This window comes from Kitasatospora sp. NPDC096204 (assembly GCF_044763205.1).
Taxonomy (GTDB): domain Bacteria; phylum Actinomycetota; class Actinomycetes; order Streptomycetales; family Streptomycetaceae; genus Kitasatospora.
Genome location: NZ_JBIWFT010000056.1, coordinates 1 through 15212, shown reverse-complemented (window position 1 = coordinate 15212; position 15212 = coordinate 1). Strand labels below are relative to the sequence as shown.

Sequence of the window (15212 nt, the reverse complement as noted above, 5' to 3'; positions counted from 1 at the left end):
CGGTGCTGCCACCCCCCTCCGTTCGGCGGGGGTGTTCGAAGGGGTCTGCGGCGGCCGCCTCGCCGGGTCCGCGGCGAGGCGGCCGGGCTCGCGCGTCGCGCGCGAAGACCACCTGTAGGTGGCCTTCGGCGTCCGGGAGGGCGCGTTTACTTCTCTGACCACTTCTCTTAAATGGTGTCCGCCTGGTGCGGCCACCCCCGTCCGCGTGGTGCGGCCACCCCTGCCGCCGGAACGAGCCGGCCACGACGCCGTCGGCCTCGCGCGCGACGACCACCTGTAGGTGGCCTTCGGCGTCCGGGAGGGGCTCGACGCGTTCTCTCACTACTTCTCTTAAGGGTGTCCGGCTCATGGGGAGACCCCCCGTCCGCGTGGTGGGGAGACCCCCGTCCGGCTGGTGAGTAGACCCCCTGGTCAATCCGAGCGGCTCGGAACCATCCTCGCGGGTTAGCAAAACATTAGATCCAGACTTAGAAACTGCACTACGATGGGTGACAGGAGGTACGACATGACCGAGGGGATGGACCCGATCGACGCGCTGCTCGCGGAGATCGACGAGGAGGAGCTCCCGCCGCCGGCCGAGCGCAAGCGGCTGCGCCTGGCGGCGAAGCTGACCCGGGGCCGGGTGGCCGAGCGGGTCGGGGTGAGGGAGGAGACGATCTGGGCCTGGGAGACCGGGCGCAGCGACCCGCGGCCGCCGCAGCGCGGTGACTACGCTCGGCTGCTGCGTGGCCTGGCCGCCCGCTTCCCCGCGCCCCAGCCGCCGGTGGCGGCCGTGGTGCCGGAGGCGTTCGCCGCCGTCCCGGTGGCCGAACAGCCGGCCCCGGCCGCGTCGACCGCGCAGCCGGTGATGCTGGACCAGAACCCGGACGGCTCGCTGCTGATGGCGGCGCCCGCGCCGTGTGTGCAGTGCGGGCAGCCGTCGGTCTACCGCGCCCAGGGCCACCCGATGCACCTGGGCGGGTTCTGCCGCCCCTCCGCCGCCCCGGCCGTCCAGCAGCAGCCCGCCCCCGTCGGCCCGGCCGCCGCGGCGGCGCCGGAGCCGACGGCCTCGGTCGCTCCGGTCGCTGCGCCCCGCCAGGCCGCCCCTGCGACCGGCCCGGCCGCCGCGCCGCGCCGTACGGCGACGTCGTTTCGGGCGCGCAAGGCCCCGGCGAAGACGGCGGCCGCCGATGCCGGGCCGGCGGACTGGGAGACCGCGGCCGCCGCGCGGTTCCCGGCAGGTCCGCTCGCGGTGCTGGACGTCGCCCCCGACGGCAAGGCGCTGCTGGCCTACCTGGCCGACGGCACCGTGGCGGAGACGGCGCCGGCGGTACGCACGCTCGCCGCCGTGGTCGAGTGGGCGCTGCAGATCAAACTGGGCTCGCCCCGGCTGCACCGGCACGGCCGGGACGGCGACGCCCTGGTCGTGCTCACCGACGCCGCGCTGGCCGAGATCGGCCTTCCGCCGCTCGGCCGCGACGAGAAGACCGAGTACGTCCCCCGGCTCGGCCAGCTGCCGAAGACCCACAAGGCCGTGAAGGCCCTGGAGAAGGCGGGGTGGCTGCTGACCCAGCGCGGTCTCGGCCCGTGGGCGCGGATCTACCGCACCCCCGAGGACGGAAAGCGCCAGTGCGTCCAGCTGTGCATCCCGGCCTGGCACGCCCTGGGCTCCGGCGGCTGGAGCATCCCAGACGGCCTCGACGCGGCTGACCTGGCCCGTCTGCTCGGCACCTACGCGAAGCGGGTGCTCACCCCGCGCGGCTCCACCGCCTCCAGCGGCCTGGAGCTGGTCACCGCGCTGCGCCCGCCGACCATGGCGGTGCGCACCGAGGCCGGCTGGAAGTCCGGGCCGGTGGAGGGCTCCCGGCAGCGGGCACTGGAGCCGGCGCCGCCGGAGGTGCCCTCGATCCACCCGCTCGCCCAGGGCCGCGCGGCCGACGGGGAGCTGGTCACCGAGGCATGGGACTGGTTCCGCGAGCTCACCGCCGAAGAGGCCGCGGCACCGTTCGCGGTGGGCCTGGACGTCAACACCGCCTTCCTGGCGGCGGCGGGCCGCCTCTCCCTGCCCCTTTCCGACGCAGTGCACGAGCTCAACCCGGTCTTCGACAAGAAGATCCCCGGCTCCTGGCTGGTCGACCTCTCCCACGTGGAGACGGACCCGCTGCTGCCCTCGCCGTTCTCCCAGGACGGCGAGCGGCCCACCGGCCCCGCCTGGTACTCCACGGTGAAGGTGGCGTACGCGGTCGAGCTCGGCGCCACCGTCCAGCCGCTGGAGGGGTGGCTGCGGCACGAGCACGGGCCCTACCTCGACCCGTGGCACAAGCGGCTGCGCCAGGCGTACGTCGACACCATGGCTGCTCTCGGCATCCCGCTCGACCTGGCCGACCGCGACCCGGCCGCGTTCCTCGACGCGATGGCCAACCTCAAGACCATCGGCGACCCGGCCGAGCTGGCTGTCCTGGCCGCGATCAAGCAGACCGCGAAGTCGACCATCGGCGCCTTCCGCCAGCGCCCCAGGGGCCAGCGCAACTACAAGCCGGGCGAGCCCTGGGCAGCCCTGGAGCGGCCGACCTGGGAGCCGCTGACCCGCGCGCTGGTCATCGACACCGCCACCGTCAACCTGCACCGCAAGCTGCGCAAGATGCACAGCGAGACGGGCCTGCGCCCGGTCGCGGTGCTGTCCGACTGCGCGGTCTTCGCCTCCCCCGGCTCCGGCGCGCTCGACGTTCTCACCCGCCCGGACGGCACCCTTACCACCGCGCTGCGCCTCGGCGTCAGCCCCGGGCACGTGAAGTTCGAGGGCTCCCGGTCGATCGCGGAGATCGTCGAACTGCTCGCGGACGGGGCGAACCCGGCCAGCAACATCAAGCCGGGCGGCGTCGTTTCCGACGACGAGTAGCACCCGTGCGGCCGGGCCACGAGGTCCGGCCGGCCGTGGCCATCAGCAGCGGCTGCCGACCGGCGGCCGGAACACCAGGGAGGGACCGCATGGACCAGGACCCGCAGGCCGGGCAGCTCGCCGTCGACCCCGACGCCGAACGCATCGCCGACGCCTTGCGCAGTAGCCCGCACATCGCCACCACCACCGCCGGACCCGGCGACACCGTCCTGTTCACCACTACCGGCGGCACGGCCTACCGGATCAGGCTGAACAGCACTTCGCCCCTCACCGACGCCCCCATGACCGAGCCGATCCCGACGGAGGCGGTGGCCGCGGCGATCCTCAACCACCCCGCGTTCGTGGTCGCGCTTCCCGACGAGGACGTCCCCGTCCTTCCCCGCTTGCCCGAGCCGCTGCCCGAGTCGCTGCCCGTGCAGGGCATTACCGTCCAGAGCCGGGAGGGCTTCTTCTACCACCTGACTTTGGAGCTCGACCTCACCCAGGCCGCCACCGCCAGGCGGGAGCCGCCGGCCCCGGCCGCCGACACCATCCACGCGCGCGCCGAGCAGCTCGCCGTCGCCTACTGGAACCGCACCAGGACGGGCCAGGCCGCCTGGATCCGCCTGAAGCCGGAGATCCGGGCTGAGCTGACCGAGAAGGCCGGCACCTGGCTGCAGGCGGCCGAGCAGGCCGGCCTCGTGCCCCCGGCCACCGCGCCGAGCAGCGAGCACGCCGCGGTGCTGCTGGACGACCAGGGCACCGTCTGGGCCCAGGTGTCCACCAGCGACCAGGGCGACGACCTGGTGCTGCCGTTGGTGTACGCCCGGGAGGAGGCCGTCCACCGCCACGACCTCGAGGACCAGGGCCACCGCCTCACCCACATCGGCTGGACCCGCTGACCCTTGGCCTGCCCGGCGCTGGCCGCCGGGCAGGCCGCCCACCACCGCACTGCCACCCTCCACGGAAGGAGACCTCGATGGGGGAGATCGACGAGGGCCTGGAGCGCGCCGAGCGCACCCGCCCGATCCCGCAGTCCACCGCCGCCCGGATGCGCTTCCTCCTCAAGGGCGCCAAGGGCTCCACCAAGCAGCTCGCCCAGGACCTCGGCGTCAGCCAGCGCACCGTGCAGCGCTGGCTCAAGGGCCAGGGCACCCCCAAGCCCGCCGCCGCGAAGAAGGTCGAGCAGCAGGTCCGGGCGAAGTGGCAGCCGAGGGTGAAGGACCGCACCCGCAAGGCCGCCGAGAAGAACGGCTTCACCCTCCACATCAGCGGCGCCTTCGGCTTCACCTCCTCCGCCGGCTCCACCGACGACCCCCGCGACCGGGTCCTGGAGAACCTCAAGATGCCCGGCAGCGTCGCCCAGGCCCTCTACGAGCTGCGCGACGCCGGAGCCACCGAAGCCGAACAGGAAGAGCTGCTCGCCAACGCCCTGCGCGAGCACTACTTCAAGGACAACGGCCACCGCGCCCGCGGCGTCTCGAAGGTCGAGCTCAACAGCCTCAACTGGATGGACATCGAACTCTGACCCCCTCCGTGTCGCCAAAAACACCGTCCCGGCCGCTCTCAAGCGGCCGGGACTTTCTATTTGCGCGACCCGAACAGAAAACGCCGACGAAATTCGGAGAACGAAATGAGTGATCGCTTCGACCACACCGCCGAGGCCGATGAGTCGCAGTCCGCGGCTGTCGTCACAGGCTCAGCAGCAGGTCCCGGACCGCTGCAGGCCGGGACAGGAACGGGTGGTGGCCGGCGTCGAGCTCGACGACGCTGCCGGCCCGACGGGCGAACCCGCGCTGCAGCCGCGGCGGGGTGCCCCGGTCCTGGGCGCAGACGAGGTACGTCGAGGGCAGTCGCTGCCATGCGGCCGCCCCGACCGGCTGCCCGGTCACCCGCACGCTCTGCCGGGCGAGGTGGTCCGCCGCCTGCGCCTGGACCTCGGGGTCACAGTCCTGCAGGAACGTGTCCACGAGCAGCTCAGGGCGGACCCCGAACGTGCCGGCGTCGGAGTCGATGTCGAGGGCCGGGGATGGGCTGCCGTCCCCGAAGTCCGACAGGCTCTGCCCGACCTCGGGCAGGTAGCTGGAGACCAGCAGCAGGTGGCGTACCGACCCGATTCCGGCAGCGGCTTCCGCGGTGACGACACCGCCGTAGCTGTGGGCGACCACGACGGTCGGCTCGTCGCCGGCCTGCAGCACCTGCCGCACCGCGGCAACATCCTCGGGCAGTCCCGGACCGCCAAGGCCGCCGGGCAGACCCGCCTCGCCGCAGCTCGGCAGCGCCGGGGCCACGCTCGGCACCCCCCGCTCCTGCAGCAGCTCGGCGGTGCGGTGCCACCACCACGGCCCGTCCCGCACGCATGCCCCGTGCACGAACACGACTCTCATCGCCACCTCCACGTTGACCTCGACTGCCCCTGTCGACTGTCGGAGCGGCTCGCCGCAGCGCCAAGCCCGCGCCCTTCGATCTTGCGGCCACCGGCGATCCGATCGACCTCAGCACCCGGGCCCCTCGTCGTGTATGCACCATTCTGGTCCCGAAGCAAGCACCCAGGTGCTCTCAAATCTCGGGTTCTGGTCCAACTTCTGTGGTGTGCCTACTCCCTGTGACGTTGATCTTGCCGGAACGTCCCCCGAAATCGTCTGGAAACGGCCGGTGGCGACGGCGTTCGGGCTCATGGTTCTGGGCTGTGCGCGAGGTACTGCTCCGGCTGGAAGAGCTGCTCTTCCTGTCGGCTCCGGAGATCAGGGTGGTGTCGGTGCAGGACGACGGCGACGTGATCCGGGTCGGTGTCAGATCCCGGACGGCGAAGGCTTGCTGCCCGGGCTGCGGGAGCTGGTCAGGGCGGGTACACGGCTCCTACCTGCGGTTTCCCGCCGATCTTCCCGTGGCAGGACGGCGGGTGGTGTTGCGGCTTCGTGTCCGGCGGTTCGCGTGCGAGGACGCCTTGTGCGGGCGTCGGACGTTCGTCGAGCAGGTCGCGGGCCTGACCCGCCGACACAGCCAGCGGACCGAGCGAATGCGGTCGGCGCTGGCCGAGGTCGGCCTTGCGGTGGCTGGCCGCGCCGGCGCCCGCCTGGCCGACGTCTTCGGGGCGAGGGTCAGCCGGAACACAGTCCTGCGACTGGTCGACGCGCTCCCAGAACCCCAACCGCGGACCCCGCGGGTGGTCGGCGTCGACGAGTACGCGATGCGCAAGGGACGTGTCTACGGGACCGTCCTGGTCGACGTCGAGACCCACCGACCGGTTGACCTGCTGCCAGATCGCGAGGCGGGTACGGTCGCGGCCTGGCTGGCCGAACGCCCGGGGATCGAGGTCGTCTGCCGTGACCGTGCTCCGTTCTTCGCCGAGGGCGCCAGTATCGGGGCACCCACCGCCGTCCAGGTCGCCGACCGCTTCCATCTCTGGCGCAACCTCGGCGAAGCCGCGGAGCGGTGCATCTCCCGTCATCGCTCCTGCCTGCGCGCGACCACCGCTGATTCTGTCCCGGAGAAGGCAGAGGCCCCGGCGCCAGCGGCCGGCGGCTCGCCATGGCCCACCGGGCACCGCTTCGCCGACCGCACCCACGCCAAGCACGCCACCGTCCACGCGCTGCTGGCCGCCGGCCACAGCCGGCGCTCGATCCAGCGCCAGCTCGGCATGACCTACCGCACCGTCCAACGCCTAGCGGACGCCGCGAGGCCGGAAGACCTGTTCCAGGGGCAGTGGCAGAACCGCAGGACCAAGCTTGACGACTTCAAGCCGTACCTGAACGAGCGGTGGGCCGAGGGCTGCACGAACGCCTGGACCCTCTGGGAAGAGATCAAGACGCACGGCTACCGTGGCGGCTACGGAGCCGTCCGTGCCTACCTGCAGCCTTTTCGCACCACCCCGACCACACCGGCGGCCCGACCACCGTCGCCGCGGACCGTCGCCGGGTGGATCCTGACCCACCCCGACACCCTGCCGGAGAACGATCGACTCAAGCTGAAATCAGTGCTCGCGCACTGCCCTGAACTGGACGCGCTCACCGGTCACGTCCGCGCGTTCGGGAAGATGATCACTGAGCTCCAAGGCGACCGGCTCCCGCAGTGGATCGAAGCGGTCCGCGCCGACGACCTGCCGAGTCTCCACGCCTTCGTCAACGGCCTGGAACGAGACCTTGCCGCAGTCACCGCCGGCCTGACACTGCCCTGGAGTTCGGGCGTCGTCGAGGGCCACGTCAACCGGATCAAGATGCTGAAGCGGCAGATGTATGGACGCGCCGGCTTCGCGCTCCTGAGGAAGCGAGTTCTCCTCGCGTCCTGAACCTGAGCCGGTTGGCAGCTACTCCACGAGTCCGAAGCCGTCCGGGAACGCTTCCAGGAATTCACGGCGGCCGGGATCGGTCTCGGCCTCGGTCATTGCCTCGATCACCTGCTGGAACTCTCCACGCTGGGAGTCCGACAGGCGATCCACCACCGCGGCGACACCCTCCAGTGCCTTAACCGCATCGTCCTGATCCATGTGATCATCGTCCGCGCTCTCGACGAACCAGACGAGGTCCACCAGCGCCTCCGCCAGGGCGCGGGTCAGCGAAGGGTACTGCGACATGGACGATCCCCCCGAAGGTGATGGCTGCAGAACTCTCCGCGCACCCAACCACATGCAGCCGACAACACTCACCGTCACCTCGCCACAGAAGTTGGACCAGAACCAAATCTCGACGACATCACTCTCACGTGGCATCGAGCGCTCTCGCCGCTCGGCGACAGGTGCTGTCGCAACTCAACTCACGTATGGAGCCACAGGACCATCACTCGCCCACTCCGGCGTCGGACGCCGCGGCGGCGGGCGTCGGGTACAGCAGCTCGGCGGTGTCGAAGGCGGCGCGCACCATGTTCACAGCCCACTTCGGGGGCAGAGCGGAGCCGGTCAGCTCGCCGTGGGCGAGCTTGTTGCGCAGCTGGCGGCCGGAGTCGAGCCGGTCGGCGAGGTCGGCCGTGATGACGCCGGTGGCGGCGGCCTGCTCGATGAGCTGCTGCAACGTCTTCTTCTTGGCGCCCAGGTGCTCGGCGAGGGCGCGCTCCAGCGCGAACAGCCTGCGCGCTCGGGCTCTTGCGGACCTGGGCGGCGGCGGCCTCGATCCGCTCCCGTGCCTCGGCCGGCAGATCGCGGGCCGTGTCCGGGTGCAGCTCCAGCCGCTCATCCTGCGGGCGCAGCCAGCGGGCGGGGATGGTGTGGACGACCTGGCCGGGGAACGCGATGGCCTTCCCGTCCGCGTCCCTGACGACGCCGGTGATCTCGTACTCCTGGCCCTCGGCGAGGTCGAGACCGGTGGCCTGTTCGGCGGTCAGGCGCAGCGCGACCCTGCCGGCCGGGACGTTCCGGCTGACCTGCACCGTGCCGGGCTCCTCGCCGAAGCCGGTCACCGTCACCGTGACGCGCTTGCCGCGGACGAGGTGCAGCTGCATGTCCGCCAGCCACTGCTCGGCGCCCGCGCCCGCCGCCGGCGCCGGGAGTCGCTGGGGGATGCTCGCGATGTAGGTCTCGCCGACCACGACGTCCCCGGTGCGCATCGCCGTCTCCTCACGCGTGCCTGTATCCATCGTGCCGGGCCGGCGGCCTTCGGTGCTCCGGGTTCGGCATGGTCGGGGGCACACGAAGCTGGAAGACTGGTGATCATGACCGCCGACCGGCGCCCCCTGTGGCAGCCCTTCTCCGAGCCTTCCACCGACCAGCCGCCGAGCGAGGAACGCGAACGGCTGCTCCCGGTGGAGCGCTCGCTGTTCCAGGAGCCGCCGTCCTCGGAGCCCGATCTCCCCCGCCAGAGCGCTGCCGGTGCGCGCAGGCCGCTCGGTCCCGGCGGGCTCACCTTCACCGCGGCCGGTTAGTCCGCCGCAGTCGGGCCGGTGAGTTTCGCCCGTCGAACCTCCCCACCGCAGGTCACAGCAGTGGCCCGCCGCCCCCAGGCAGGGAGCGACGGGCCACCGGGCCGCACGGCTACGCCTGGAACTCAGCGCTCTTCACGCCGTAGAACGTGGCGTTCGCCGGCCGGTTCTTCTCCAGCTCGTCGGCCAGCTGCGTCCACCCGTCACCGCGCCGCACCACCCCGAGGAACTTCCCCAGCGCCTCCTTGTCGTCCCACAGCTCCTGCGCCGCGCTGATGATCAGCGACTTGAGCCGCTCGTTCTCGCTCACTGCGTTCCCTCCCGGTCGTTGGACAGGCACAGCCCTACCCGCTGGTGATCGCCAATGAACACGGAGTCAGCGCGGGCCGCGGCTGGCCGCCTCCAGACCGAGCACGCGGGCGGCCTCCATCACGGCGGCCAGCACCGGCAGCTCGCTCTCGAAGTCGCCCAGCACCGAGGAGGGCATCGCCGCGGCCACCGAGCACACGGCGACCAGCGCGATCCGCTCACCCATCACCAAGACGGGCAGACCGTCGGCGACCACGCTGCCAGCGACGACGTCGGCGCCGAGGTCGTACGCCAGCTCCTCGTCCAGCTGTCCCTCGCCACCCGGAACGACCTCCCGCCCGGACGCCCGCTCCACAGCGTCGGCCGCGCGCCCCAGTACCGCGCGGTGCCCGGCCACCGGCTGCCGGGCCGCGAGCTCCCGCACCCACTCGGCCGCCCTGCGCCCCGCCTCCGACGCTTCGGCGAGCACCTCGTTCACCGCCTGCTGCTCCCGCTGCTCCTGGTCCTCGTCCTCGGCGGTCACCGGCAGGACGGTCATGTTCGTCATGACCGGAGAACTCACCAGCACCGTCAAGGTCACGCAAGGCCGGTGGGTTTCGCCCCGCAAGGCGGTGAGTTCCGCCCCGCCAACCTTTCCACCGCAGGTCAGCCCGTACGCGGCTGCGCATTGCGCCACGCGCATCCCGCACCCTGCGCATGGCGCCGGCCGCCGTTCGTACGACGCTGCGCCGCACCCCGCAAGGCGGTGAGTTTCGCCCCGCCCAAACTCCCCACCGCAGGTCAGAGCATGTGCGAAGCCACCCGCAATCCGGCCCGCTCCCGCGTATCGCCCGGCCGGAGGGCCAAGGACCCGGCACCCCGCGCCAGGCGACCGCCCGCACCGCAAGCGCAGCTGTCCCGCACCCGCGTTGCGCATGCGCGACGGTGCCCACCCGCACCGCAAGCAGTCCTTGCGGGACGCGCAGACCCAAGGCGAGCCTGGCCTTGCGGGGCGGTCCGCGGCGAAGGCCGGCGCCGTGCTGCACCGGCCAGTCCCGCGCCGCACCGTGCAGCGCCCCAGACAGAGCCGCCGACAGGGAGCAGCACCAGGTCGTGCTGCACCCGCTGCACTCTCCGCCCGGAGTGCAGCACGCCCCGGGACAACCTGGCCGAGCGCGCTGCAGAACCCCCCTTGTCCCGCCCGCCAGGCCCGGGGGGTTTCGCCCCGGCGCCGACCGCCGGGGCGAAACCCGACCCGGGCGCTGACCTCGGCGGCTACCATCCCGGACATGGACAGCGCCCCGCCGACCGCCGCCACCGACCAACCGGCCGACAGCGCGGCACCGGCCCGGCAGTGCGCCCGCCCCGGCTGCTCGAACCCGGCGCCCAAGGGCCCCACCGGCCGGCCACGCACCTACTGCTCCCGCTCCTGCCGCAGCAAGGTCGACCGGGCCAAGGCCAAGGCCCGCGAAGCAGCAGCCGAGACCGCTGCACCGCTGCCCGCTCCGGCCGCTGCACCCGTCCCCGCTGCTGCACCGGACCACGCTGCACCTGCTGCACCAGCAGGCGCTGCACCTGCTGCACCCGCGGCCGCCGTCCCGGCCGGGGACGACCGCTGGGGCGAGGACGGCCAACACCTCCTTGGCCTCGCCGACGCGCTGCGCCGCAAGCTCACCTGGTTCCTGGAGGAGACCGAGACCGGCGACCCGGTCGCCGCCTTCAAGGAACTGGCCCTGCGGCTGCCCGGCTACAGCCACCGCGTCTACTCCGCTGCCCAGGAGATCCGGGACAAGACCCGCTGGCCCGACCTCACCGAGCGCGAACGAGTCAACCGCCGCATGCGCGAGCGGATCGACATCTGGGACAACGACACCGCCCCGGCCGACGACGACCAGCCCGACAGTTCCGCCCCGCGAGGCGAAACCCCGACCGACACCGACGACCAGGAGCAGCCTGCGGCCGCGGCGCCGGCCGCAGCCGCCCCTGCCCCGCCCGCCGCGCCGGTTGCCCTGCCCCGCCAGCAGACGGACAACCCGCCGAGCGTCCCGCCGGAGCCGTACCTGCGCGGCCTCGGGCGGTTCGACCTGATCCAGAACATCAGCACGCTGATGCAGCAGCCGGGCTGGGACCTGGCCGGGTGGACCCGGGCCCCGGGCCTGTTCTACGTCCGCAAGGCCGGCCGGGCGCTCGCCTGGATCGAGCACGGCGCGGCCCGCCTGGACGGCTGGGCCCTGGTGATCGACGGCCGCTTCGTCGCCGGCCCCGCCGACCGGAGCCGCCCGCTGGTCGCCGGCACCGCCGAGCTGGCCGCCCTGCTGGCGCGCCAGGCACTGGAGGAGGGGCTGATCGACGCCGACACCGCCCCGGTCCTTGGCTGACCGGCCAATGCATCTTGTGAGGCGTCTTCGCGGACACCTTGTCAGGCGCCTTGTGGAGCGCCTACCCGGGTGTCTTGTGAGCACCTGACGATTCGCCCCGGCACGGTATAGCTCCAGGTCAGAACCTGTGTGGGGCGGTCCGGAAATGCCGACAACCCCTTCTCCTTCCTGGTCTTGGTGGGTGTGGTCGGTTGGTCGGTTCGGGGTTCGTGCCTGCGGCGGGCTGTTGGTCTTTTCGCGTCCGGCGGTGCCGGCCGCGGCCTGCGGGGCCGGGCAACGGCCGTCGACCAGCCCCGCGCCGGGTGCCACGTAGGTACCACCGCAGCTACCACCGCACGTACCACCGCAGGCAGCACCGCAGCTACCACCGCAGGTACCCCGCCGTCTTCGCGCACTGACGAGCGTTTCCGCAGCTCAGAGCCGGTTTCAGGCGCGCCGGAAAATCAGACAACCCCCTCTGTCTGTCCCTCTCCCCGGTTGCTGGTGGTGTGGTGGGTGCGGTTTGGGTGACGGTCCGGACGGCGGGGCTTCCGCCCTGCCGGGGGCTGTTGGGTGTTGGTGCGTCCGGCGGTGCCGGACGCACCGCCCGGCGAGCAGCTGCCCGACACCGGGCCGCCCCCCGGACTCGTTGAACCGCCGTGAGCAACCCGTCGTCCACCCGGCGCGCCCTCGGCCCCGGCGCCGCCCGCGCCCTCGGCCCCCAACGCCCCCCAGGCCGCCCACAGCCGTCCTGGGCAGCCCCGGCCGCCGTCCCGGACCCACCAGCCCGCCCGGACGCCCCGCAGCCCGCCCCACGGCCCGCCGAGCAAGCCGCCGACGCCATCGCCGCGCTGCGCCACGTCCGCACCCCAGCCGCCGTCCTCGAGTCCGCGCTCCACCTCGCCCAAGCCCTCCTCGCCCGGCCCGGCGAAGACCCGCTCCTCCTGGAGGCCGCCGAGGGCCTGGCCGCCGTCATCCCGCAGTACCTCCCCGCCGCCCGCACCGCACCCACGCCCCCGCCCGCCCGGCTGCGCACCGTCCCGCCCCCGACGACTCCGGCAGCACGCTTCCGGTGCCGCTTCCGATACCGCTTCCGGTCACCCCACCCCTTGATGGGGCGTCAACATAGGTCAGGCCCCTTGTCCAGGCCGTCCAGAAACGCCGACAACCCTTCTGTCGCCTGGCGCGGCTCCATCAGGGTCTCGCTCGGGCCACTCAGGCCCTTCGCCCAACCCCCGGGCTGTCCCCCGGCCCCCAGGGGCGTAGCCCGGTGCTCGCGCCGCGGCCGGGCTGCGGGCGGGGGCGGCGGGCGGGGGCGGCTGGCCGGTGCGGCGGGCGGGGCCGGTCGGTGGCGGCCGATGCGGGCGTGATCGACTTGTCGGCGGCGTGCGGTATGCAAAGCAGCCAGCCACCGCACCGCAGACAGCGAGGGGGAGCGCCGTGAGCGACCGTCAGCCCGCCCCGGGCACACCCGACCAACCCGACGGCCAGGACGCCGCCGCCACGCCGCGAGGGCGCACCCGCAGAGCGTCCAAGGCCAACCCCGGCGGCTCCAGCAACGACCTGCGCGCCGACGTCCTGCGCGCCCTCGCCGTCGTCAAGATCGCCACCCCTCACCAGCTCTGGCGACTGCTGCGCCCCCACGCGCTGGAGAACAAGTTCGCCAGGGCCGCGCTGAACGATCTGGAGAAGAAGCGGATCACCGTCAAGCACGGCACCGGCAAGGACGGCCGGGACATCTGGGGCATGACCACCGCCGGCCGCGAGGCGGCCAAGGCGCTGTTCCCCGACGGCCGGGACATGGGCGGCATCGCCCGCAAGGCTGGCACCAGCTCCGCCGCCGGGCACGCCCTGGCCGTCACCGAGACCATCATCAGCTTCGTGGTCGGCGGCACCGGCCCGAACGTCGACCCCAAGGGCATCCACGGCGACCGCACCGCCCCCGGCGTCGGGCCCGGCTTCGGCCGCATCGAGCAGTGGGCCACCGAGATCCAGCACCTCACCCCGCACAAGCCCACCGTCCGCGCCGACGCCGTTCTGCGCGCCCCCGACCACGGCCTCCCGGTGCTCCTGGTCGAAGTCGACCTCGACAACGAGTCCAACCCGATCGTCGCCAAGAAGCTCGACGACTACCGCGGCTTCTTCGACCACCGCCACCCGCTGCCCAACCCCCACTCCCGCGGCACCATCGGCTACCTGGAGTGGAAGAAGACCGAGCCGCACTGGCGCCGCACCTACCCCGACACCGGCCGCCCCGGCTACCCGCCGGTGGCCATCGTCCTCGGCAACCTCGGCGAGCGCGCCCTGCGCCAGCGCGTGAACGCCCTCACCGAGATGACCCGCCGCCACTGGCAGGGCCGGCACCTCGGCGACGGCTACTACGACCGCAGCGAAGCGATCCCGATCCTGTTCACCAGCCTGGAGCTGCTCATCGAACGCGGCCCGCTCGCAGCCGTCTGGCGCCGCGCCGGCCGGGGAGGCCCCCTCCAGCCCCTGCACGCCGCCCTCGACGACCACGACGGACCCGAGGCGTACGCCAAGCACCAAGAAGCCCAGCGCGCCCAGCAGCAGGCCGACCAGGAAGCCGCCGAACGCCGCCGCCAGGAACGCGAGCTCCTCGCCACCGCCTGCCCCGGATGCCACCGCACCGCCGACAAGTACAAGAACCCCCGATACTCCTCCGACGGCGAGAAGCTCTGCCACTTCTGCCAGCAGAAGGCCGACCAGGCCGCGCAGGCCGAAGCGGCCCAGCAGATCACCGAGGCCGCCAAGGAACACAGCGAGCGCGTCCAGATCGCCGAGAACGCATCCTTCCTCCGCACGGTATTCGGCCCACGCAAGCCGAAAGAAGCCCAGGAAAAGAAACGCTGAGAAACACCAGAAAATGCGGCGACTGCGAGCACGTTGATTCCCACGGCCAGCAGTCGCCGCACTTTCGTATCTAGTTTCGTCTCTGGTTGCGTATCTGGTTTCCTCTCTGGTTTCGTTTCTGGTTTCGTTTAGAGGCACCCCCCTGTTGCCCCCTGAGTGGCATTCCCGCAGCTCAGACCCGGTTAGTTCACTCCACCCGATGCCGACTTACCTCTGTGCGCCCCCTACCCTGCCGATGGAAGCGGTGGTGTGGGGTGGGGAGCGGGTGCGCACGTCGGCCCCGACGACGCTGCGCTGTGCCCTCTTCTTCTGGGGCCTGGCGGCCGGGCCGGGCGGCCGGTGGCCGTCCGGGAAGTCGGGCGCCGCCCGCCGCCCGACTTACCTGACCTGCGCCCTGCCTGATGGTGGGTGGGCGCTGGCAGGCCGGGCAGAGCGCTGCGCTGTGCCGCTCCTTCCTGCGTCCGGCTGGTGCCGGCCGCGCGTGGTGGTGCGGGGTCAGCGCCCCGGAGCCGGCCGCCCGTCAGCCCTCGACCGCCGGTGCCGACCCCGGCCCCGCCACAGCCCAGACCGCACCGCACTTGCGGCAGGAATTCCGGACAGGCCAATTCTGAAACACTCGTCACTTTCACCGGAAGTCCGAATCCATCGCCACGCGGCCAGTCCAACTGATAGAATCAGAACGCAGATTCCGACCCATTCACCGAAGCGTTGAGATTTCCGACTATCCCGGGCCCACACCCGTGCTGCGGCAGGATCTCCTGACGATGCTACTCTGATACACGCCTGAGCCTCGGCCACCCGACCACCCTACCCGGGGCATCCGGTCTAGACCGTGGACTAGACCAATCCGAGGGGAGTGAAGCCGACCCGCACGCGCCCCCAGTGCGCACCTCCCCCTAGTCAGCCTGTTGTGAGGTCAGCCAAAATCCCAGCTCAGCAATATAATGGGAGCTCAGCCACTGGAGGGAGTGGAGCGAAGCGGAGTGACC

The 15212-nt window shown here is 72.3% G+C and carries 12 protein-coding genes; 7 read left to right on the top strand and 5 right to left on the bottom strand.

Annotation, left to right across the window (positions count from 1 at the left end; genetic code table 11):
• Positions 1-505: 505 nt before the first annotated feature.
• The 3 genes from tap (at position 506) to tpg (ending at position 4385) form a co-directional block, all read left to right on the top strand.
• Positions 506-2878, top strand: coding sequence for a telomere-associated protein Tap (tap, locus tag ACIQ87_RS37190; RefSeq protein ID WP_402415995.1), 2373 nt, complete (start codon positions 506-508; stop codon positions 2876-2878).
• 89 nt (positions 2879-2967) lie between these two features.
• Complete coding sequence (locus tag ACIQ87_RS37185) at positions 2968-3759, top strand: hypothetical protein (protein WP_402415992.1); 792 nt, start codon at positions 2968-2970, stop codon at positions 3757-3759.
• Positions 3760-3836: 77 nt separating this feature from the next.
• Positions 3837-4385, top strand: coding sequence for a telomere-protecting terminal protein Tpg (gene tpg, locus ACIQ87_RS37180; RefSeq protein ID WP_402415990.1), 549 nt, complete (start codon positions 3837-3839; stop codon positions 4383-4385).
• Positions 4386-4548: 163 nt separating this feature from the next.
• Here tpg and ACIQ87_RS37175 read toward each other — a convergent pair whose 3' ends face one another.
• Entirely contained in the window at positions 4549-5244 is a 696-nt protein-coding gene (locus ACIQ87_RS37175; protein WP_402415987.1) for an alpha/beta hydrolase, read from the bottom strand.
• A gap of 302 nt (positions 5245-5546) precedes the next feature.
• Here ACIQ87_RS37175 and ACIQ87_RS37170 point away from each other — a divergent pair, with 302 nt between their 5' ends.
• Positions 5547-7145: an ISL3 family transposase gene (locus tag ACIQ87_RS37170; protein WP_402415984.1), complete on the top strand. Its 1599-nt coding sequence runs from the start codon at positions 5547-5549 to the stop codon at positions 7143-7145.
• 18 nt (positions 7146-7163) lie between these two features.
• Here the strand turns inward: ACIQ87_RS37170 and ACIQ87_RS37165 are convergent, their stop codons facing one another.
• Positions 7164-7430 (bottom strand): hypothetical protein, encoded by a 267-nt coding sequence (locus ACIQ87_RS37165; protein WP_360207744.1) that lies wholly within the window; start codon positions 7428-7430, stop codon positions 7164-7166.
• Positions 7431-7632: 202 nt separating this feature from the next.
• Positions 7633-8025: a DUF4145 domain-containing protein gene (locus tag ACIQ87_RS37160; protein ID WP_402415981.1), complete on the bottom strand. Its 393-nt coding sequence runs from the start codon at positions 8023-8025 to the stop codon at positions 7633-7635.
• Between the two features lie 31 nt (positions 8026-8056).
• Between ACIQ87_RS37160 and ACIQ87_RS37155 the strand changes: the two genes are divergently transcribed.
• Positions 8057-8710, top strand: a complete 654-nt coding sequence (locus tag ACIQ87_RS37155; protein WP_402415979.1) for a hypothetical protein — start codon at positions 8057-8059, stop codon at positions 8708-8710.
• 109 nt (positions 8711-8819) lie between these two features.
• On the opposite strand, the gene ACIQ87_RS37150 is transcribed toward ACIQ87_RS37155, so the two are convergent.
• Both ACIQ87_RS37150 and ACIQ87_RS37145 read right to left on the bottom strand, forming a co-directional pair.
• Positions 8820-9017, bottom strand: a complete 198-nt coding sequence (locus ACIQ87_RS37150) for a hypothetical protein (RefSeq protein WP_043478193.1) — start codon at positions 9015-9017, stop codon at positions 8820-8822.
• A 66-nt stretch (positions 9018-9083) separates the two neighbouring features.
• The gene (locus ACIQ87_RS37145) at positions 9084-9563 is read right to left on the bottom strand and encodes a hypothetical protein (protein ID WP_402415976.1); all 480 of its coding nucleotides are present in this window, start codon (positions 9561-9563) and stop codon (positions 9084-9086) included.
• 721 nt (positions 9564-10284) lie between these two features.
• Here ACIQ87_RS37145 and ACIQ87_RS37140 point away from each other — a divergent pair.
• Positions 10285-11373, top strand: coding sequence for a hypothetical protein (locus ACIQ87_RS37140; RefSeq protein WP_402415973.1), 1089 nt, complete (start codon positions 10285-10287; stop codon positions 11371-11373).
• A 1419-nt stretch (positions 11374-12792) separates the two neighbouring features.
• Positions 12793-14223 (top strand): replication-relaxation family protein, encoded by a 1431-nt coding sequence (locus ACIQ87_RS37135; protein ID WP_402415970.1) that lies wholly within the window; start codon positions 12793-12795, stop codon positions 14221-14223.
• The last annotated feature ends 989 nt before the right edge of the window (positions 14224-15212 follow it).